Below are 19,958 nucleotides of genomic sequence, written 5' to 3' on the forward strand. Positions count from 1 at the left end.
CCATACATTCCCGGAAACATTGATTTTTTTATAAAAAATCAAAAAAATATCAACATATTTGTCGATACATGTTGTATAATCTTGCGTGGGAAGCTATCATATAAATGTATAAAACGTTTACTAATATAAGCGAAGGGAAGAATAGCATGTCACATTCAATCGAACAACTTTCTATCAACACGATTCGCACATTATCCATCGATGCGATTGAAAAAGCAAACTCTGGTCACCCAGGAATGCCAATGGGTGCAGCACCAATGGCTTATACATTATGGACTCAATTTATGAAACACAATCCAAATAACCCAACGTGGTTTAACCGTGATCGTTTCGTATTATCTGCAGGTCATGGTTCAATGTTATTATACAGCCTACTTCACCTATCTGGTTATGATGTAACAATGGATGACTTAAAGAACTTCCGTCAATGGGGAAGCAAAACTCCAGGACATCCTGAGTACGGTCATACAGCTGGTGTAGATGCAACGACTGGTCCACTTGGACAAGGTATTGCAACTGCTGTAGGTATGGCAATGGCTGAAAGACATTTAGCTGCTAAATATAACCGTGATGCGTATAATGTAGTAGATCATTATACATACGCTATTTGTGGTGATGGAGATTTAATGGAAGGCGTTTCTGCTGAAGCATCTTCATTAGCTGCTCATTTACAATTAGGTCGCCTTGTTGTGCTTTATGATTCAAACGATATTTCATTAGATGGCGATTTAAATCGTTCATTCTCTGAAAGTGTAGAAGATCGTTACAAAGCATACGGATGGCAAGTAATCCGTGTTGAGGATGGAAACGATATTGAAGCAATCGCGAAAGCAATTGAAGAAGCGAAAGCTGACGAAAAACGCCCAACGCTAATTGAAGTAAGAACGACAATTGGTTTCGGTTCTCCAAACAAATCAGGAAAATCAGCTTCACATGGTTCTCCACTTGGTGTAGAAGAAACAAAATTAACGAAAGAAGCATATGCTTGGACTGCTGAGCAAGATTTCCACGTAGCAGAAGAGGTATACGACAACTTCCGTAAAACAGTACAAGATGTTGGTGAAACTACGCAAGCAGAGTGGAACACTATGCTAGGTGAATATGCACAAGCATACCCAGAATTAGCAAACGAATTCCAAGCAGCAATGAACGGTCAACTTCCAGAAGGTTGGGAGCAAAACTTACCAACTTATGAATTAGGATCAAAAGCAGCAACTCGTAATTCTTCTGGTGCTGTAATTAATGCAATTGCAGAGTCTGTACCATCATTCTTCGGTGGATCTGCTGACCTTGCTGGTTCTAACAAAACATACATGAATAACGAAAAAGACTTTACAAGAGATGATTACAGCGGTAAAAACATTTGGTACGGTGTACGTGAGTTCGCAATGGGTGCAGCAATGAACGGTATTGCATTACATGGCGGTTTAAAAACTTACGGTGGTACGTTCTTCGTATTCTCTGATTACTTACGTCCAGCAATTCGCCTTGCAGCATTAATGCAATTGCCAGTAACGTATGTATTCACACATGACAGTATCGCTGTTGGTGAAGATGGTCCAACACATGAACCAGTCGAGCAATTAGCAGCGCTTCGTGCAATGCCGAACGTTTCTGTTATCCGTCCAGCTGATGGTAACGAATCTGTTGCAGCTTGGAGACTGGCTTTAGAATCTACAAACAAACCAACTGCTTTAGTATTAACTCGTCAAGACCTTCCAACATTAGAAGGTGCAAAAGATGATACGTATGAAAAAGTAGCAAAAGGTGCATATGTAGTTTCTGCAAGCAAGAAAGAAACGGCTGATGTTATCTTACTTGCAACTGGATCTGAAGTAAGCCTAGCTGTTGAAGCTCAAAAAGCATTAGCAGCAGACGGTGTTGATGCAGCTGTTGTCAGCATGCCATCTATGGATCGTTTTGAAGCTCAAACTGCAGAGTACAAAGAATCTGTATTACCAAAAGCAGTAACAAAACGTTTCGCAATCGAAATGGGTGCTACATTCGGATGGCACCGTTACGTAGGTCTTGAAGGAGATGTGTTAGGTATCGATACATTCGGTGCTTCTGCTCCTGGTGAGAAGATTATGGAAGAGTATGGATTTACTGTAGAGAACGTTGTTCGTAAAGTAAAAGAAATGCTTTAATGATTTCAGAAAAATCTCTCCGGCATGGAGAGATTTTTCTATGTAAATGAGTTTTTTCGACAGAAAAAGTTTTTTATCTCTCCGCAGTCAGACAATCATTGCAAATTTTCTTATATATAATGAAGAGAAAAGGTTGTCCAGATTGGGAGGGGAAAAATGAAAACGTATGAATTGTATTTAATTCAAGAGGATATTGCGAAATCTTATTTTGGTCGTGAATATTTGTTTTTTGATTTATTTGCTCGATTTTCAGAATCTGGGTCCCTTTCGGAGAAAAAAGTGTTATATAAACAAATGATGTATATAACAAAACCATTGCAAGTAATGAAAATTCATCATAAATTAGAACAAGCTTTGCGCGTTCTTGGTAAATATGATAGAACACATCATACACATACACTTTATACGGGAGCGGAGTACGGTGAAATAATGGTGAAACCGCACTATATTCGTATGAATACCTCTGGAAATGTCTCTATGGAAACGACTTTCTTTGAGGTGTTAAGAAAGTGTGAATTAACATTTTTAGCTATGGATTATGAAAATACAAAGTACGGATGGCTGAATCCTCTAAAACAAGTACGAACATATGTGTAAAAATGTCGAATTGTATCTTGTCTTATTGAAAAGGTTTTAGTACACTGTAAGGTAGACAACATGAAGGAGGAAAATATATGCCAATTTGGTTAGGTATTCTAGTGGGCGTAGTAGCACTAGTAGCAGGCGTGGCGTTAGGATTTTTCATTGCCCGCAAATACATGATGAATTACTTACAAAAAAATCCACCAATTAATGAACAAATGTTAAAAATGATGATGATGCAAATGGGACAAAAACCTTCCCAAAAGAAAATCAATCAAATGATGAGCGCAATGAACAAGCAACAAATGAAATAAGCGCTAAAAGACACTCGCTAAGAGTGTCTTTCTTTTTGTTAGTTACAGTTTTTAAAACTTTTAAAAATTCTGTATTTTTGATAAACTGAAAACATCGCTCATTTTAAGGGAGGAGGAAAAAAATGAAAGTGTTTATGAATTTAGCGTGGTTTTTTAAACAAGAAAAACGAGCATACATAACCGGAATTATTTTATTATTTGGCGTTGCACTTTTAGAACTTGTAGCACCAAAAGTAATTGGAATCGTTGTAGATGAAATTAATGATGGAACATTGACGACCAATAAGTTACTAAATTGGGTTGTACTATTAGTAATTGTAGGTATTACGATGTACATATTACGTTACATATGGCGTATTATGATTTTCGGGTCTTCGTTAAAATTAGCTCGCCAATTACGAAAAAATTTATATGAACATTTTACAAAGATGAGTCCATCTTTCTATCAGTCAAATCGAACAGGTGATTTAATGGCACATGCGACCAATGATATTCAAGCGATCCAGCAAACTGCTGGAGCGGGTGTTTTAACGCTTGTTGATTCATTGGCTGTTGGGGGATGTGTACTCGTAGCGATGGGTTTTACAATAAGTTGGAAGTTAACATTGTTAAGTTTAATTCCGATGCCGATTGTAGCCATTTCGACAAATTATTATGGAACATTATTACATAAAAGGTTTCATAAAGCACAGCAATCGTTTTCGGAAATTAATGATAAAGTGCAAGAGAGTATGAGTGGAATGAAAGTGATTCGATCGCTTGGACAAGAGAAAGAAGATTTGCAGGCGTTTCGAAAAAAATCAGAAGATGTTGTGCATAAAAATGTGTTAGTTGCACGTATTGATTCGTTATTTGATCCGACAATCGCTCTTATCGTTGGATTTTCTTTTTTAATTGCAGTATGTTACGGATCGGTATTAGTTGTAAGAGGTGAATTAACAGTAGGTGATCTCGTTACATTTACGACATATTTAGGTACCCTCGTTTGGCCAATGTTAGCGTTTGGATGGTTGTTCAATATTATGGAGCGTGGGCGTGCTTCATATGACCGTGTAGAAAAAATTCTTTCACAAAAATCAGATGTAGTAAATAGAGAAAATGCTGTACATACGATAGCGAGCGGTAATGTTTCGTTTGCCGTTGATTCATTTTCGTATAAGAAAAATGAACTGTTACATTTAAACGATATTCACTTTGATTTGAAGAAGGGCGAAACGCTAGGAGTTGTAGGACGTACAGGTGCAGGGAAAACGACTTTATTAAAATGTTTAATCCGTGAGTATGATCATTTTAATGGTGAATTAAAAGTTGGGGAGCGAGATATTCGAGATTTAACACTTCATGGTGTCCGTTCTGCTATTTCATATGTGCCACAAGATCATTTTTTATTTTCAGCAAGTATTGGTGAGAATATCGCCTTTGGAAAGGCGGATGCTACATATAATGAAATTACCGAAGCTGCAGATATTGCTTGTATTCATAATGATATCCTCCAATTTTCAGAAGGATATGAAACAGTAGTAGGGGAAAGAGGCGTTTCGTTATCTGGTGGTCAAAAACAGCGAATCTCTATTGCTCGTGCTTTATTAACAAATGCTGAAATTTTAATTTTGGATGATTGTTTATCAGCGGTAGATGCAAAAACAGAAGAGACAATTTTAAGTGCTTTAAAGAGGGAAAGAGCAGGGAAAACGACGATTATTACTGCACACCGATTAAGTGCAATTCAGCATGCCAATCTGATTCTTGTTGTTGATGAAGGTAGAATTGTACAAAGAGGTACACATGAGGAATTAATGAAGGAAAACGGCTGGTATAAAGAAATGTATGAAAGTCAGCAATTAGAAGCTTTAGTTGAGAAAGGAGGCGTATGATGGTAGAGAAGAAGCGAAGTGATTTAAGTAGATTGCTTTCTTATATGAAGCCATATAAAGGGTTGCTATCTTTAGCATTTATCTTTTTAGTTGGTGCGACAGTAACGGAAATGATGGGGCCTTTTTTAATTAAACAATTCCTCGATGAACACCTAGTACCGCGGGATTTTGAACGATCAGCACTCGTTACTTTATTTGTAATTTACATAGTTGCTCATTTATTAAAAGTATTATTTACGTATTTAAATCTATTGTACTTTCAGAACATTGCTTTTAAGATTGTTCAAGATATGCGAGTTGAAGTATATGAACATGTTCAAAAGCTATCATTAAGTTTCTTTGATCGTACGCCAATTGGTACGCTCGTATCTCGTATAACGAATGATACGGAAGCGATTAAAGATTTTTATGTCAGTGTATTATCAACATTTGTGAAAAATGTAGTCTTTTTAGTAGGTATTTTAATAGCGATGTTTTTATTAGATGTAAAATTAGCGTTATTTTCTCTCGTATTAATTCCGATAATGTTCGCGATTATGGTATTATATCGCCGGAAAAGTGCAGCTTTTTATTTAGAAGTACGTAATCAACTAAGCGTGTTAAATGCAAAATTGAACGAGTCCATACAAGGAATGAATATTGTTCAAGTGTTCAGACAAGAAAAACGTATGAGAAAAGAGTTTGAAGAAGTGAATAATAAACATTATAGTGCAGGGCGACGTACATTGAAGTTAGACGCATTACTTTTACGACCAGCTACGGATTTAGTACATATTGTAGCTATTGCTTTAGTACTAGGTTTATTTGGGATTGATGCTTTAAAGAGCCCTGTTGAAGTAGGAGTTTTATATGCTTTTGTTAACTATATACATCGTTTCTTCCAACCTGTAAATGAGATGATGATGAAATTGTCCTTTTTCCAACAGGCACTTGTTTCGTCATCACGTGTATTTCATTTAATGGACGAGAAAGATTTAGCACCGGTTCAAAAAGGCAATGAGAATCCTCAAGTTGTGGATGGAGATATTGAATTTAAAAATGTTACTTTTTCGTATGATGGAAAGCGTGACGTTTTAAAAAATGTATCATTTCACGTGAAACAAGGGCAAACGGTTGCTTTTGTTGGGCATACTGGTAGCGGAAAAAGTACGATTATGAATTTGTTAATGCGATTTTATAATCTTAAGTCAGGAAATATTGTAATAGACGGTGTAGATTTAGAAAAATTTGAAGAACGAGAAATTAGAAAGAAAATAGGACTCGTATTGCAAGATGCATTTTTATTTGCTGGAAATGTAAAGCAAAATATTCGTATGTATAATGAAGAAATTACGGATGAAGAAGTAAAAGAAGCTGCTCGATTTGTGCAAGCGAATACGTTTATTGAAAAGTTACCAGAGCAGTATGAAACAGAAGTAGTAGAAAGAGGTGCAGCATTTTCAAGCGGTCAACGACAATTAATTGCTTTTGCTAGAACGATAGCAACGAATCCGAAAGTATTAGTATTAGATGAAGCAACAGCTAATATCGATACAGAAACAGAAGAGGCTATTCAAACAGCGTTGCAACAAATGCGAAAAGGTAGAACGACGATAGCCATTGCGCATAGGTTATCTACAATTCAAGATGCAGATCAAATTTTTGTGATGCATGATGGAGAGATAGTAGAAAGAGGAACACATCAAGAATTACTAAGTGAGCAAGGTTTGTATTATAATATGTACTTGTTACAAAATAAAGGGAGTTTGCAAAAGGCCTTGTAAATACAAGGTCTTTTTTATTTTGTATACAAAATATATTTACTCTTTGTTTCTATAGCATAAATGTCGTGTCCTCTTATGAAATTTGTACATATTGTATGTATACGAAGTAAAAAAATTGATAGGAGATTTTATATGCAAAACAGATCGAGTTCAAATGTTACGTTTATTGATGTGTCTCATTGGGAAGGGAATATTGATTGGAATGCAGTGAAGGCATCTGGAATTCCAGCAGCGTATGCAAAAGCGACAGAAGGTGTAAATTACATTGATCCTACTTTTACTAAAAATGTACAAGCAGCCCGAAGTGCGAATGTATTAATTGGTGCATACCATTTTGCACGTCCAGAACAAAATGATGCAATTTCAGAGGCGAAATATTTTGTGAGTATATTACAAAGTAACCAGACAGACTTAATGCCAGTTCTGGATTTAGAATCACCAAAAGATCCGAGTAATAGTAATTTAACTGGTAGCGCTATATCGAATTGGGCAAGAAGCTTCATAAATTATGTGAAACAGGCTACTGGAAAAGATGTAATGTTATATACAGGAGTTTGGTATATTAATGAGTTCGGAATTAGCGGATTAAGTGATATTCCACTTTGGATTGCTAAATACTCGAGTACACCGCCTGCTGATGCTGGTGGATGGACAGCGTGGACAGCGTGGCAGTACACAGATTCTGGACAAATTTCAGGCGTAGGAAATTGTGATGTATCAGCTGCAGTTTCATTAGAAGCTTTAAAAGGGAATGGAGCAAGTGGTGGAGGGAATGTTTCTCCGCCTAATAATGCAACTCCAGTGTACGGGGTTGCTATAATTAATGGAGATAATGTGAATTTGAGAAGTGGACCATCTTTGCAGTCTAGTGTAATTCGCCAATTGAATCGTGGCGAAACATATGAAGTTTGGGGAGAACAAGATGGATGGCTTTGTTTAGGGACAAATCAGTGGGTATATAATGATCCGAGTTATATTCAGTATAAACATTATGTGGCGACTATTACTGGTGATAATGTAAATTTACGTGACGCTCCATCATTAAAAGGAAATGTTATAAGACAGTTACATCATGGTGAATCGTATCGAGTATGGAGTAAGCAAGATGGATGGCTTTGCTTAGGGACAAATCAATGGATATACTACGATCCAAGTTATATTCAGTATGGTGTACAATAGAGTGAAAATAAAAGGTGCCCCGTCAGAGGTGCCTTTTATTAAAAATATACAACTTTTACAAAGTCTATATCGAAACCATAGTATACTATAGTAGATATATTTTAAAAAAATAATAGAAAATGAAATAAAGGGGTAAAAATATGAATTATGTGCTAATAGGTGCGGTTTTAATATTATTAGCTGTAGTATTTGTGCTGTTTTATAAAAATAAACAGTTAGAATCAGAGAGTCAGCAAGTAGAATTTGAAAAGAAACAAGCAATTGAAACGTATGAAAACGAAATTGCAGCTACGGTGATAGAGCATAAAGAACAACAAAATAATTTAAAAAATATGGAACAGAAAAAATACAATGATTTACAAGTAAGTGCAAATAGAGAAATTGAAAATATGCGTATGATGAAAAATCAATTAGCTATGCAACATAGTAAAGAACGTAGTGAAATACAAAATAAACATAATAACGAAATACATATGTTTCAAAAATTAATTGCAAATTTACGAGAATATACTAAAAACGGCGCTGAAATGAATACGTACGAAACATTACATTATATGAAGCGAGGATTCATAGAGCAAGGCATCATATTAGATGCTGAAATTGAAATCATGCCGAATGTTTTTATTAAAAATAATAGTGAAATAAACGATAATCGAATCCATCATCTCATCTTGTGCAAAACTGGTATTTATCTACTTGAGACGAAAGAATGGGAAGAGAAATTAATTCATGGTTTAACGAAAGAAAATGCTGGTATATATTCATTTATGATTGATGAAATGGGTAAGTATCAACAAGAAGTTGAAAAAGAAGAGACATTTGAATATATAGTAGGTAAAGATTCGTCAACTATACAAGTGAAAAATGAAGGAAATCCAGTATATAAGGCGAAGAAACTATCTCAAATTTTATACAATTGTTTGAAAGAAATGCAGGCTAATAGTATAAAAGAAAAGGTAAAACCAGTTGTATATTTTTATAATGAAAATGGAAAAGAAATAATAGATCTTTCTAGTGAGGAAACACCTAGATTAAAAGATCGGGAGCAAATTGTAACGTTCTTCAGAAATGAAATCTTAGCAGGGAAAGTAGTATATACAGTGCAAGAATTAGAACAGATTCGAGAAATGATTAGCCGGATGAATTATATAGTGAGTTAAAAGGGGAGATCTTTCTGAACGCTATGCTACGTGGCATTTTGTATGTATATTTTTGTTTGTATATAGTAATGTACATTGTATTTATATTCGTCATTGATATGGTCCATATACCCTTAAGTGTAAGGAGCATTTTTGTAGTATTCATACCATTTGTTTTATTAGTCATGATTCAAAGGGCTATTTTATATGTTTCTAAAAATCGTAATGAAGAAAAGAAGCAAATGTTGGGGGTTTTAATAGTAGCACTCATACCATTAATAGTGTGCACTGTACAACTAAGTGTAAATGAATATACATCAAAGTTTAATCAAAATAGATGGTTAAATCATGCAGATAAGCGGGTACATATGGTAGATGATCTATTACAAAAATATAAATTAATAGGGAAATCAAATGAAGAAATTATCCAATTGTTAGGAGCTCCAACGGAAACGAGAAGTGGGGAAGAAGGAGTTACCACTTTGTATTATCTTGGGACTGAACGTGGCTTTATTCCAATAGATAGCGAACAGCTTGTTTTCCAATTTGATAGAGATGGAAAAGTCATGGAATATACGGTGCATAAAGATTAAAGAAACGTAGAGGGAAGCTATATGTTATAGCTTCTTTTTTATTTTTCAATATGTCACGGAAGGGGGAGAAGGTTTTTGAGTGGAATAAGGAATGAAAGCGGAGGTGATGCATATATATAGATGCATTGGGTGATTATTAGTCCGATTGGTGAGGGGTAATAATTAATAAGTACGAACAAAAACCCCACTCATTAAAGTTTCACTTTATCATATTGTATAAATGAAAAGGAGGTAAGACGGTGAAAGCAATCCCGACTGATGTCCTGAGTAAAGAATTGATGGAAAGAGAAGGAGTTATCTCTATTACAGTAAAGGAATTTGAAAAGATAGAAGTAGCTGGAGTGGTGGTCGCTGGTCCAGCAGTTATTTTGATTAATCAAGATTAAGTACATATCATTGAAATAAAAAGCATCCATCTAGGATGCTTTTTATTTGTATGTAAGCATAAATATGATGGATAATTGTGTTACTGGAGGGGAAAGTCTGTGGCAATAATTATAACAATGTTAGTAATGGGTATTTTATTAGGATTTGTTGGAGCTGGAGGAGCTGGGTTTATTATCGCGATACTCACTTTAGTATTCCAAATTCCTATTCATGTTGCTCTTGCAACATCTTTAACTGCAATGGCATTTACGACATTATCAGGTGTTGTAAGTCATTACCGTGAAGGCAATGTTGCACTTATTATAGGCGGGATTGTTGGGGGATTTGGCGCAATTGGCTCTTATATTGGTTCTAAATTTGGTTCACTTATACCAGCACATCTTCTTCATTGGTTTACAGCTGGGATGTTATTTTTATCGGCAATTTTTATGTTTATTAAATTAATTATGTTCCAAAACAAAGAGAAGTCGTCTTTATATAAACATAAAGAGTTTTCCGTGAACTACTTGTTGAAATGTGTATGCCTTGGATTAGTTACTGGAATGATGGCTGGTTCATTTGGGATTGGTTCTGCACCGTTTATTCAACTTGGATTAATGGTTCTATTGGGACTTACGATTCAGCAATCTGTAGGGACAACAATGCTTGTTATATTACCGATTGCAATTGGAGGCGGGATAGGATATAGTTCGGAAGGATATTTAGATTATATATTGTTATTGCAAGTATTGATTGGGACCATGTTAGGGGCATACATTGGCGCGAAGTTTACAAATTATGCACCGCGAACGCTTTTGAGGTTTTCGATGATTATGACACCGGTTTTAGCTGGGTGTATGCTATTGATGGAATAAAGTGAAATTATAATCAGTAGGGGGTTACTGCTTACAAATAGCGGGATAAAATTAATATAGCAAACTATTAATATATTTTACGAATGAATTATATAGGTAATTCATATTTCCCATATAAAAGGATTTGTTTTAATATTATGAGTGTAAAGTTCGAGTATTCGAAGTACTACTTGAATTATATCCCTATCCCTTTTCTAAAAATGCGAACAAGTTTTGCCCTATTCTATTCAATAGTTAATTGCATAGAAATATATTGTTCGATGACCATTATGGAACGTACATAATGGGAAAATCCCGATCCTTAAAGAGGATGCCCCTAATCTTCATGTGAAAATATGATCGGATATGAAAGCTGCCCAATTTATGGTCAGCTTTCTTTTTGTTCGAAAATTATTTCTTCTTTAATTTCTGTTTGCAATAATACAGTTTTTCCGAAGCGACGTTTGCATTCCGCGCGCACTTTTTCAAGGGCTAGTAGCTGAGTAGTGGCGGGAACTGTGACAATAGCTTGGCGAGGTTTTCGATTTTCTTCACAAAAGACACATTCCACAACATAATTAGAAATCATATTTTCATCCTTCCATTTTTAATTTCTAAGAAGGGATTGTCTATGAAGTTGATGTAACTTTTCGTCATTGTTTTATTATTTTCCTCTTTTTTTCAAGGGGAAAATAATAAAGAAGGCGAATTTTAGTAGGGGAGGGATGTTTATGGAGAGATGGATAGGTAGTGCAGCGGTATGTGTAAATGAAAAAAATGAAGTTTTAATGGTACTGCAGGGAAAAGAGGGAGAAGAAAAAAGGTGGTCTGTCCCAAGTGGAGGACTTGAAAAGGGAGAGACACTAGAAGAATGTTGTATCAGGGAAGTTTGGGAAGAAACAGGTTACAATGTGGAAGTTGTAAATAAAATATATGAAAAAGAGGGTATTACATACGGTGTTCCAGTGTATGTCCATTATTATTTTGTTAAACAAATAGGCGGTAATATGAAAATCCAAGATCCTGATGAGTTAATACATGAAATTGCTTGGAAAGGGATACATGAAGTTGAACAATTGTGTTTAGCTTTTCCAGAGGATTATGAATTGCTGTACCAATATATAAATAAAGAAGCAAGTATGTAAATACTTGCTTCTTTAATGTATCCAAGACAAGAAAAGCGGAACGATAACTAAACTAGCGCCTGCTGTTAAAAGCATGGATAAACTTGCAATTGTTCCTTCCACAGGACCGATTTCGAATGCTTTTGATGTACCGGTTCCATTTGCGCTCGTTCCTAACATAATACCTTTTGCGATTGCTGTTTTAATACGGCAAATACGTATGAGAGAAGGACCGAGCAATGCTCCTGTTAAGGCAGTTAAAACGACAAATACAGCAGTTAATTGTGACATACCACCAATCATTTCTGAAATAGCCATTGCGATTGGTGTTGTTACGATATGTGGCGCTAAACTATGTTCTAGTGATGAATCAATTTGAAAATAATTTGCTAGTAGTGCTGAAGTAATGACTGATAAAAACGAACCGACAATGACATTAAGTAAGATAGCCATTCCATGTTTCTTTAATAAATCAAAGTATTTATAGATTGGCCATGCAAAAGCAACTGTTGCGGGTTTTAATAATTCAGTTAACCAGTGACCACCAGATTCATATGTTTCATAAGGTGTATCTAATCCGAGCAATAAAGAAATTAAAATAATGGGACAGACGAGAAGAGGAGAAAGTAGACTCCAATTCCATCGTTGATACATTTTTTTTGATAGCCAATATGTGAATAGTGTTAATAGTAAACAAAGAAATCCGATCATTGCGTTGATCCTTTCCGCTTTAGTAGCAATTCTGTTAAAAGTCCTGTAACTAAGGTAACGCAAAGAGTGCTAATCATAATAATTAAAATGAGATCGATTCCATATTGTGTTAGTGTATCTCTGTAACGTATGACAGCGACTGCAGAAGGGATGAAAAATAAAATAAGTTCTTTTAATAAAAAATCTGCTCCGTCCTGTATCCATTCTTTTTTAACTAGGTTAAATTTTAATGAAATTAATAATAAAAAAATACCGATTATACTTCCTGGAACTGGGAGGTGTGCCTGTTTTGCAATCCATTCACCTGTCCAAGCGAAACAAAATAGTAATAAAATTTGTCCGCTTAACTTCCACCATTTCATACAGTAACCACCTCTTTCTTTTTTTACATAAAAATTGTAAAAAAGAATTAACAATTTCTACTATACGTTCATTCAAAATATTTGTCTAATATATAAATTATATGTTATTAATATATTAGACATATTAATCGAAAGTGAAAAGGGTGTCCAAAAATGGAATTACGGCATTTGCAATATTTTGTTGTTGTGGCAGAAGAGTTACACTTTGGACGGGCGGCTGCTCGTTTACAAATGACACAACCACCACTTAGTCAACAAATACAGCAATTAGAAAAAGAAATGGGAGTTACATTATTTTCAAGAACGAAAAGAAAGGTTGAACTAACAGAAGCAGGAGAAATGTTTTTAAAAGAAGTAAAAAAGGCGTTTGAACAAATTGAAAAAGCAGTAGAAGTTGCACAAAGTGCGCAAAGGGGAGAAGTAGGATCACTTTCAATTGGTTTTGTAGGTGCGGCGATATATGATATTTTACCATCAATTGTTAGGGAATATAGAAAAAAATTTCCGAGAGTGTCTGTTGCATTACATGAATTGTCAACACCAGATCAAGTTCATGCACTTCATGATAACCGTATCGATATTGGCTTTTTACGTCCACCAATTCCAACACAATTATTAGAATTAGAGCCAATTCAAAGGTTATCTTGCACCTTATGTTTACCAAAGGCACATCCACTTGCAGAGAAAGATGAAATACATATAGAAGATTTACGAGATGAGCCGTTTGTATTTATTACGAGACCAGTATGGCCAGCTTTGTATGATACAATTTTATCTCTTTGCAGAGAAGTTGGATTTAGTCCGCGTATTGTACAAGAAGCAACAGAGTATCAAACAGTTATGGGGCTTGTAGCAGCAGGGATTGGAATTACAGTAATACCCGTGTCGGCAAATAAGTTATATAAAACAGAAGTTGTATATAAAGAGTTATATGATTCTAATTTTGTTGCAGAAATGTCAGTGGCTTACAAAAAAATGAATAGTAATCCAGAGCTGCTAGAGTTTTTAAAAATTGCAAGAGAGAAGAAAAGAATAGAAGTAGAAGATGAGCAATAGTAGTAACAGAATATGGATTTAATTCAAATCCATAAAAGTACACCTTATTAAACAATAAAGCGGAAATGCAACTTAAGTTGCATTTCCGCTTTATTGTTCTTTTTTTAGCTCGATACTAAATAGATAAACGTGTTCATTTTCTTTTAAGAGTAGATCAATACCTGTTTCTTCATCAATGGTAGGAACGCTTACAGTTTCTTTACTGCTTTGGATTACAGCAGCTAAGGTTGTTTTTTGATTGTATTTTAAATTTTTTATAGATTGGATTGTAGTAGTTGCAGAGCTATTTACGCTTGGTGGCGCTTCTTCAGGAACAAGTGTTGAACCACCTTCAATATTCAGATACCACTGCCTTTTTTCTTGTATATCTTTATCGAATTGGAAATGTGGTGGTAAAAAAGAAAGCTTTACTTTCTTTTTTGAAAAATGTGAGGTAGCTATATTAGCAATTTCTTTTGTTTTTTTACCATTGTTATAATAATCAATTGTAGCATTTATTTCATCTTTATCATTTTTAAGAGTAACGTTATAAAACATGCTATTTCCTTCTTGAAAAGGAGTCATTTGTAAAATAGAAGCTTGCTCTTTTGTTAATTTGTATGGCTCAACAACGGCAACTTCATTGTTTTTTATTTGGCTACAACTTGTGAGTAATAATAAACACAAGATTGATAGTAATTTTATACGCATGCAATCTCCTCCTTTTTACAATTATATTCTAAATGTGATTTTTTATCATTTCGTTTTCTAGGACTAAAGACTTAGAAGAAATTCCGATTGTAGTGCGATGTTTAAAATGTCATATTTTTATACACTAGTAGTATAGAATGCGTATGTAATAAGGTAGGGGAAGAATTTTATGTCTTTATGTCGGTTAGCGAGAAAAAATATTAGAACATTTGCTACCAAAAGGATGAAGCAATTTATGTGGATTGCTATGAGTACTATGATTTTGTTTTTTATGATATCGTTACAATTTAATGAAGGAGCTATTTTGAAAGTAGGGGATGCATTTGTATTTCAAATGTATTTTTACACACTGTTTATTGTACTAATTTTCATATGTATTTTTACTACATATAAAATGATGTACTCCCTTTTGCTAGTGAGGAGAGAGGAGTTTACATCTTATGTAGCAGAAAATATAAAAAGAAAAGAAGTACTATGTTTATTATGTCAGGAGCAATTATTCATTTATGGAGCAGCATTTGTTTTCGGATTAATTAATGGGATGCTATTTTTGAAATTATTCACGGTTATCTTTATGAAAATCGCAGGGATACAAGGAGTAAATAGTGCGCCAATTACAATATATGCAGTTGTAATTATTAGTATAATTATGATGACTGTCGTTTTAATAACGACGATGCAATGTTATCGATTTGTTCGAAGTTTAAAAGATGAAAATTCGTTGCGATTAAAAGAAAGGGCATGAGAAATCATGCTTTTTTCTATTTTACACATAAAAATAATCATGTTACAGTGAAAAGACCTGACAAAGAATGGGAAGGAAAGGTTGTATAGAATGACAAATGAACAATCAATTGTAAAAGTCGATCGGTTAACGAAGCGAATCGGCTCAAAGACACTTGTACAAAATATTAGTTTTGAAGTGAAAAAAGGCGAGGTTGTCGGTTTACTCGGACCAAACGGTGCTGGAAAAACGACTTTAATGAGAATGATGGTTGGTATGATCCGTATGACAGAAGGTGAAGTATGGATTGATGGTCAATCTGTGAAACAGCAATTTGAAAAAACCGCTGCGAAAATTGGGGCGGTAATTGAGACACCCGAATTTTATCCTTTTTTGAGCGGGTATGAAAATTTAACATATTTCGGACGAATGAATGGTAATGTGACCGAAGAACGTATCGATGAAGTAGTGAAATTGTTAGGAATGGGACAAGTAATTAATCGTAAAGTAAAAGCATATTCACTCGGCATGAGACAACGTTTAGGAATCGCTCAGGCGCTTATTCACGATCCGGATGTGTTGGTACTAGATGAACCGACGAATGGATTAGACCCTAGTGGAATACATGAAATGAGAATGTACATAAAAAAAATTGCACACGAACAAGGAAAAGCTGTACTTGTATCGAGTCACTTACTTTCAGAAGTTGAATTAATGTGTGACAGAGTTATCATTATTCAGCACGGGGAATATGTGGCTACGCAAAATATTCAGCATAGTCAAAGTGAAGAGATGGAGACGATCCGTATACGTGTAGATGATGCGAATAAAGCAGCGGAAATGTTAGGGCATGATGTTTTATTAAAGGATAATGAATTAATTATTAACGTAAAAGATGAAGAAATCCCAAATGTTATTCGTACATTGCTTGAGAAAAATATTCAAGTGTATCGTGTATATGAAGAAAGAAAAACGTTAGAAGAGCAATTTTTAGAATTAACAGGGGGAAAAGATATTGTTTAATTTAGTATATAACGAACTGTATAAAATATTTAAGCGGAAGCGAACGATTATTCCATTTGCGGTTATTGCAGTATTAATAATCGGATTAGGGTGGGTTACGGTAAAGTATTTTGAACCGGAAACAAAAGGATGGAAAGTAGATTATACAGAACGTACTGTAGAAATTGAGAAAAAGCTTGGCATGAAAAAAGAAGCTATTTTAGCAGAAAAATCAGGGGATGAGCTTGTAAAAGAATACCAGCTTAAGATGAAGCATTTAGATACGGATACAGCACCGGCAAGCAGTTCTCCACTTTCTTTCATGAGAGATACAGGTTTTATCGTATTTCCAATTTTGCTCCCATTTATCCTCGTGTATGCAAGTACAATTTTTGCGAATGAATATAGCTGGGGAACATATAAATTTTTAACAATCCGTCCGGCGAGTCGATTTAAAATTTTAACAGCAAAGTTTTTAGCAATCGTTATATTTGCAGCTTTATTGTTTATATTTAATATGATTTTCTCCGCTTTATGTGGACTTGTTATTTATAAATTCCAACAGCCTGCATGGAGTGAGTTTATTTTCCAAGATGGAAATATAATAAAACAAAATATTTTTGTGGAAGCAAGTAAATATTATGTTTTATCGTGGTTACCAACGGTTGTGTATGCATCGTTTGCATTTATGATTTCTGTGTTAACGAGATCTAGTGGAGGTGCAATTGGTATTTCACTATTCCTTGCTTTATCAGGCAATATTGCGTTATTAGCAGCCACTAGATATAACTGGGCGAAATATTTATTGCCAGCAAACACAGATTTATATAGTATTTCAAAGAATGGAAGTTTTATTGATGGAGTAACATTCCCGTTTGCATCATGTATGTTACTACTGTATTTGTTCGTATTTTTATGTATTTCATATACTGTGTTTTTAAAACGTGATTTAACTTAATAAGAAAAGCCGTTCAGGGTGCTGAGATGCACTTTGAACGGCTTTTTTTATGAGAATTGTTTAAGTGCTCTTTCGGCTAGTAAAGCAAAGTATTCTGCACTTATAGGCAGTGCCTCTTCATTAATTGTAAAAGCAGGATGATGCCATTCATGTGTACCGCTCGTTCCCATAAAGACGAATGAACCTGGTATTTCCTGTTGGTAAAATGAAAAATCTTCTCCAGCCATTGACGGACTAGGTAAGATGATATTAAGATTCATCTTTGTGGCAACTTGAGTAGATAAGTCTGTAAGAGCTTTATCGTTGTGAACAGCAGGAGGACCTGAAAAAAAACGGAATTCCGTTTTTACACCTAATGCATCAGATACACCTTTAATAATACGCTCCATGAGTGCTGGGATCTTTTCACGTGTTTCAGCTTGGAACGTGCGAATAGTTCCTTCTAACGTAGCTTTTTCAGGAATCACGTTCCACGTATTTCCTGCATGAATATTTGTAACACTAACAACCGCATTATGAGATGAACTTATATTTCGGCTTACAATTGTTTGCAGTGCCATCACAAGTTGAGAGGATGCGACAATAGGATCTACGCCAGCATCTGGTACAGCCGCGTGTGTACCAACTCCGTGAATTTCAATTTCAAATCGATCAACTCCGGCCATCAGTGGACCATCTTTAATGCCAATTGTACCTACTGGTAAATCAGGTTTATTATGCATGCCGAAAATCGCTTGCACATTACGTAAATGTCCAGCATCAATAACTTTGCAAGCGCCATTACTACTTTCTTCAGCTGGTTGGAATATGAAGCGAATCGTTCCATTTAGGGAAGATTCTCTTTCTTTTAATAAGAAAGCAGTACCTAAAATAGCAGCTGTATGAAAATCGTGTCCACAAGCATGCATTTTCCCTCGTACTTTAGATGCATAGGACAAATGTGTTTCTTCTTGAATAGGAAGGGCATCAATATCAGCACGAACTGCTACAATTGGTCCGTTTTTATTACCAGACACTTCAGCGATAATTCCTGTTTCTAAATTGGAATCAATGATAGTAATATTTTTTTCTTCTAACCAATTTTTTATTGCTTTTGTTGTTTCGAACTCTTCATATGATAGTTCTGGATACTCATGTAAATGTCGACGGATGGAAATAAGTTTTTCTTTTAGTTGATTTGAAATAGATACCATGTAGTATGCCTTCTTTCTTCAGCAAAATATTTATCATAAGTATACAACAATAAAAGAGAGGATTCTCAAATGAAAATCCTCTCTCGTTTATCCCATAAAAGCCCGATTGGTTCAACTAATTAAAGTTTCACTTTATGCTGCGACTTTTTTATGCGTAGGATGTTTACGATAACGTCCACGCATTGCGTATGCAATTTGCGGGATTGCAATCCCAATTAATATAAGTGATACACCGAACCATTGTGAAGATAGTACAGCCTCTTTTAAAACGAATACGGACATAATTGTTGTAACTGGTAGTTCCGCTGCACCAAGAATAGTCGCTAAGCCAGAACCGATTTTTGGAATCCCGATTGTAAAGGCAATAGATGGAATGACGATACTAAATGTTCCTAATCCTAAACCGTATTTCCAAAGACCTTGAGAAATGGCACCATTAAAAATAAATGTTGGTGGGAATACAATCATGACTAAAGTTAAAGCACCAGTCATTAAGAGAACACCGCGCGGTAATGAAGGTACTTCAACAGCAACTTTTCCGCTCACGAAAATGTATGTTGCGAATGTAACAGCAGATAATAAACCTAAAATGATTCCAGTCGTATCGAAAGCACCTGCTGATTGTTCTAGTAAACCACTGGATAAAAATGTCCCTACAAGTAAGAAAATAACAGAAATAACTTTTTCTCTTGAAGGTAATGTTTTTGTTGAGACTGCTTCAATGATAATTCCGACCCAAACGAATTGGAATAAAAGAATAATTGCAATAGAAGCTGGTACAGTTTTTAATGAAGCATAATAAAAAATTCCGGTAAAACTTGCAGATGTTCCTGCAACGAATAAAAGTAATGCTTGCTTTAAAGGAACGCGATGTCTAGAAAATAGAAGTGTAATAGCAAGCAAAATAATCCAACCGAACAAATATTGGCTGCCAATTACCTCTCCAAGTGAAAATCCTTCTGCATATGCAAGTTTAACAAAAATAGCTAAAATTCCATAACTACACGCTCCTAATAAAACTAAAAGAGAATAACGAAGCATGAAAAATTCCTCCCATCTATATGAAGTTGTTCCGTATCGAAAATATATAACTAGAGGGAAGTATACAAAATTAGAAATAAAGGGTCAAATGAAAGAAAAGTATGACATTTTATAGAATAATAATAAAAGTATGATATTTATGCATAATCTTGAAATTATTAATAGTAGAAGTATTATAAAATCAACTTTGTATTGTATAGAGACAGCATTTGAAAAAAATATTTTTTAAACCAATATGTAAATAGGCGTACTAGTAGCGTGCTAATTATTTGAGAAACTATGTTAC

At 34.8% G+C, this 19,958-nt stretch carries 21 protein-coding genes; 15 read left to right on the forward strand and 6 right to left on the reverse strand.

Features of this window, described 5'->3' with window-relative positions:
* Positions 1–146 precede the first annotated feature (146 nt).
* The 10 genes from tkt (at position 147) to BM089_RS15690 (ending at position 10,832) form a co-directional block, all read left to right on the forward strand.
* Complete coding sequence (gene tkt, locus BM089_RS15645; RefSeq protein WP_016512442.1) at positions 147–2,147, forward strand: transketolase; 2,001 nt, start codon at positions 147–149, stop codon at positions 2,145–2,147.
* 156 nt (positions 2,148–2,303) lie between these two features.
* Positions 2,304–2,744 (forward strand): sporulation inhibitor of replication protein SirA, encoded by a 441-nt coding sequence (sirA, locus tag BM089_RS15650; protein ID WP_000860652.1) that lies wholly within the window; start codon positions 2,304–2,306, stop codon positions 2,742–2,744.
* 77 nt (positions 2,745–2,821) lie between these two features.
* Entirely contained in the window at positions 2,822–3,043 is a 222-nt protein-coding gene (locus BM089_RS15655) for a YneF family protein (protein ID WP_001123317.1), read from the forward strand.
* A 122-nt stretch (positions 3,044–3,165) separates the two neighbouring features.
* On the forward strand, positions 3,166–4,917 hold the full coding sequence (locus BM089_RS15660) for an ABC transporter ATP-binding protein (protein WP_000862466.1): 1,752 nt from the start codon (positions 3,166–3,168) through the stop codon (positions 4,915–4,917).
* Positions 4,917–6,680 carry an ABC transporter ATP-binding protein gene (locus BM089_RS15665; protein WP_000229518.1) on the forward strand — a complete coding sequence of 588 codons (1,764 nt, stop codon included), beginning with the start codon at positions 4,917–4,919 and terminating at the stop codon, positions 6,678–6,680. Before BM089_RS15660 ends, BM089_RS15665 begins: the two co-directional genes overlap by 1 nt.
* A gap of 132 nt (positions 6,681–6,812) precedes the next feature.
* Complete coding sequence (locus tag BM089_RS15670; RefSeq protein WP_090977339.1) at positions 6,813–7,859, forward strand: GH25 family lysozyme; 1,047 nt, start codon at positions 6,813–6,815, stop codon at positions 7,857–7,859.
* Between the two features lie 140 nt (positions 7,860–7,999).
* A complete protein-coding gene (locus BM089_RS15675; RefSeq protein ID WP_053563805.1) occupies positions 8,000–9,019 on the forward strand; it encodes an NERD domain-containing protein in 1,020 nt (339 codons plus the stop codon).
* Between the two features lie 23 nt (positions 9,020–9,042).
* On the forward strand, positions 9,043–9,591 hold the full coding sequence (locus tag BM089_RS15680) for a hypothetical protein (RefSeq protein WP_065484986.1): 549 nt from the start codon (positions 9,043–9,045) through the stop codon (positions 9,589–9,591).
* A gap of 239 nt (positions 9,592–9,830) precedes the next feature.
* On the forward strand, positions 9,831–9,977 hold the full coding sequence (locus BM089_RS15685; RefSeq protein WP_000644411.1) for a BC1881 family protein: 147 nt from the start codon (positions 9,831–9,833) through the stop codon (positions 9,975–9,977).
* Between the two features lie 99 nt (positions 9,978–10,076).
* Positions 10,077–10,832 (forward strand): sulfite exporter TauE/SafE family protein, encoded by a 756-nt coding sequence (locus BM089_RS15690; RefSeq protein WP_000974667.1) that lies wholly within the window; start codon positions 10,077–10,079, stop codon positions 10,830–10,832.
* 367 nt (positions 10,833–11,199) lie between these two features.
* On the opposite strand, the gene BM089_RS15695 is transcribed toward BM089_RS15690, so the two are convergent.
* The gene (locus BM089_RS15695) at positions 11,200–11,400 is read right to left on the reverse strand and encodes a DUF3903 domain-containing protein (RefSeq protein ID WP_000625226.1); all 201 of its coding nucleotides are present in this window, start codon (positions 11,398–11,400) and stop codon (positions 11,200–11,202) included.
* Positions 11,401–11,542: 142 nt separating this feature from the next.
* Here BM089_RS15695 and BM089_RS15700 point away from each other — a divergent pair, with 142 nt between their 5' ends.
* Positions 11,543–11,956, forward strand: coding sequence for an NUDIX hydrolase (locus BM089_RS15700; RefSeq protein WP_053563807.1), 414 nt, complete (start codon positions 11,543–11,545; stop codon positions 11,954–11,956).
* A 12-nt stretch (positions 11,957–11,968) separates the two neighbouring features.
* Here the strand turns inward: BM089_RS15700 and BM089_RS15705 are convergent, their stop codons facing one another.
* Together BM089_RS15705 and BM089_RS15710 are read right to left on the reverse strand one after the other, a co-directional pair.
* Positions 11,969–12,646: an LrgB family protein gene (locus tag BM089_RS15705; protein WP_053563808.1), complete on the reverse strand. Its 678-nt coding sequence runs from the start codon at positions 12,644–12,646 to the stop codon at positions 11,969–11,971.
* Positions 12,643–13,008: a CidA/LrgA family holin-like protein gene (locus BM089_RS15710; RefSeq protein WP_000872365.1), complete on the reverse strand. Its 366-nt coding sequence runs from the start codon at positions 13,006–13,008 to the stop codon at positions 12,643–12,645. The genes BM089_RS15705 and BM089_RS15710 overlap by 4 nt, the downstream gene beginning before the upstream one ends.
* A 153-nt stretch (positions 13,009–13,161) precedes the next feature.
* Between BM089_RS15710 and alsR the strand changes: the two genes are divergently transcribed.
* The gene (gene alsR, locus BM089_RS15715) at positions 13,162–14,064 is read left to right on the forward strand and encodes an acetoin biosynthesis transcriptional regulator AlsR (RefSeq protein ID WP_000423235.1); all 903 of its coding nucleotides are present in this window, start codon (positions 13,162–13,164) and stop codon (positions 14,062–14,064) included.
* A gap of 90 nt (positions 14,065–14,154) precedes the next feature.
* On the opposite strand, the gene BM089_RS15720 is transcribed toward alsR, so the two are convergent.
* Complete coding sequence (locus tag BM089_RS15720; protein ID WP_090977341.1) at positions 14,155–14,754, reverse strand: histidine kinase; 600 nt, start codon at positions 14,752–14,754, stop codon at positions 14,155–14,157.
* Between the two features lie 169 nt (positions 14,755–14,923).
* Here BM089_RS15720 and BM089_RS15725 point away from each other — a divergent pair, with 169 nt between their 5' ends.
* The 3 genes from BM089_RS15725 to BM089_RS15735 all read left to right on the forward strand — a co-directional run bounded on the left by BM089_RS15725 (position 14,924) and on the right by BM089_RS15735 (position 17,438).
* On the forward strand, positions 14,924–15,499 hold the full coding sequence (locus BM089_RS15725) for an ABC transporter permease (RefSeq protein ID WP_090977343.1): 576 nt from the start codon (positions 14,924–14,926) through the stop codon (positions 15,497–15,499).
* A gap of 90 nt (positions 15,500–15,589) precedes the next feature.
* Positions 15,590–16,501: an ABC transporter ATP-binding protein gene (locus BM089_RS15730; protein ID WP_063548379.1), complete on the forward strand. Its 912-nt coding sequence runs from the start codon at positions 15,590–15,592 to the stop codon at positions 16,499–16,501.
* Positions 16,494–17,438 carry an ABC transporter permease gene (locus BM089_RS15735; protein ID WP_000482759.1) on the forward strand — a complete coding sequence of 315 codons (945 nt, stop codon included), beginning with the start codon at positions 16,494–16,496 and terminating at the stop codon, positions 17,436–17,438. The genes BM089_RS15730 and BM089_RS15735 overlap by 8 nt, the downstream gene beginning before the upstream one ends.
* A 47-nt stretch (positions 17,439–17,485) precedes the next feature.
* On the opposite strand, the gene BM089_RS15740 is transcribed toward BM089_RS15735, so the two are convergent.
* On the reverse strand, positions 17,486–18,631 hold the full coding sequence (locus BM089_RS15740) for a M20 peptidase aminoacylase family protein (RefSeq protein ID WP_090977345.1): 1,146 nt from the start codon (positions 18,629–18,631) through the stop codon (positions 17,486–17,488).
* 132 nt (positions 18,632–18,763) lie between these two features.
* Entirely contained in the window at positions 18,764–19,672 is a 909-nt protein-coding gene (locus BM089_RS15745) for an EamA family transporter (protein WP_090977347.1), read from the reverse strand.
* Positions 19,673–19,958 lie beyond the last annotated feature (286 nt).

Source organism: Bacillus sp. 5mfcol3.1, assembly GCF_900114335.1.
GTDB classification, from domain to species: Bacteria; Bacillota; Bacilli; order Bacillales; family Bacillaceae_G; genus Bacillus_A; species Bacillus_A thuringiensis_S.

Coding starts and splice junctions, on each gene's coding strand:
- tkt (WP_016512442.1), top strand. CDS start 147: ATGTCACATTCAATCGAACAACTTTCTATCAACACGATTCGCACATTA.
- sirA (WP_000860652.1), top strand. CDS start 2,304: ATGAAAACGTATGAATTGTATTTAATTCAAGAGGATATTGCGAAATCT.
- BM089_RS15655 (WP_001123317.1), top strand. CDS start 2,822: ATGCCAATTTGGTTAGGTATTCTAGTGGGCGTAGTAGCACTAGTAGCA.
- BM089_RS15660 (WP_000862466.1), top strand. CDS start 3,166: ATGAAAGTGTTTATGAATTTAGCGTGGTTTTTTAAACAAGAAAAACGA.
- BM089_RS15665 (WP_000229518.1), top strand. CDS start 4,917: ATGGTAGAGAAGAAGCGAAGTGATTTAAGTAGATTGCTTTCTTATATG.
- BM089_RS15670 (WP_090977339.1), top strand. CDS start 6,813: ATGCAAAACAGATCGAGTTCAAATGTTACGTTTATTGATGTGTCTCAT.
- BM089_RS15675 (WP_053563805.1), top strand. CDS start 8,000: ATGAATTATGTGCTAATAGGTGCGGTTTTAATATTATTAGCTGTAGTA.
- BM089_RS15680 (WP_065484986.1), top strand. CDS start 9,043: ATGCTACGTGGCATTTTGTATGTATATTTTTGTTTGTATATAGTAATG.
- BM089_RS15695 (WP_000625226.1), bottom strand. CDS start 11,400: ATGATTTCTAATTATGTTGTGGAATGTGTCTTTTGTGAAGAAAATCGA.
- BM089_RS15700 (WP_053563807.1), top strand. CDS start 11,543: ATGGAGAGATGGATAGGTAGTGCAGCGGTATGTGTAAATGAAAAAAAT.
- BM089_RS15705 (WP_053563808.1), bottom strand. CDS start 12,646: ATGATCGGATTTCTTTGTTTACTATTAACACTATTCACATATTGGCTA.
- BM089_RS15710 (WP_000872365.1), bottom strand. CDS start 13,008: ATGAAATGGTGGAAGTTAAGCGGACAAATTTTATTACTATTTTGTTTC.
- alsR (WP_000423235.1), top strand. CDS start 13,162: ATGGAATTACGGCATTTGCAATATTTTGTTGTTGTGGCAGAAGAGTTA.
- BM089_RS15720 (WP_090977341.1), bottom strand. CDS start 14,754: ATGCGTATAAAATTACTATCAATCTTGTGTTTATTATTACTCACAAGT.
- BM089_RS15725 (WP_090977343.1), top strand. CDS start 14,924: ATGTCTTTATGTCGGTTAGCGAGAAAAAATATTAGAACATTTGCTACC.
- BM089_RS15730 (WP_063548379.1), top strand. CDS start 15,590: ATGACAAATGAACAATCAATTGTAAAAGTCGATCGGTTAACGAAGCGA.
- BM089_RS15740 (WP_090977345.1), bottom strand. CDS start 18,631: ATGGTATCTATTTCAAATCAACTAAAAGAAAAACTTATTTCCATCCGT.
- BM089_RS15745 (WP_090977347.1), bottom strand. CDS start 19,672: ATGCTTCGTTATTCTCTTTTAGTTTTATTAGGAGCGTGTAGTTATGGA.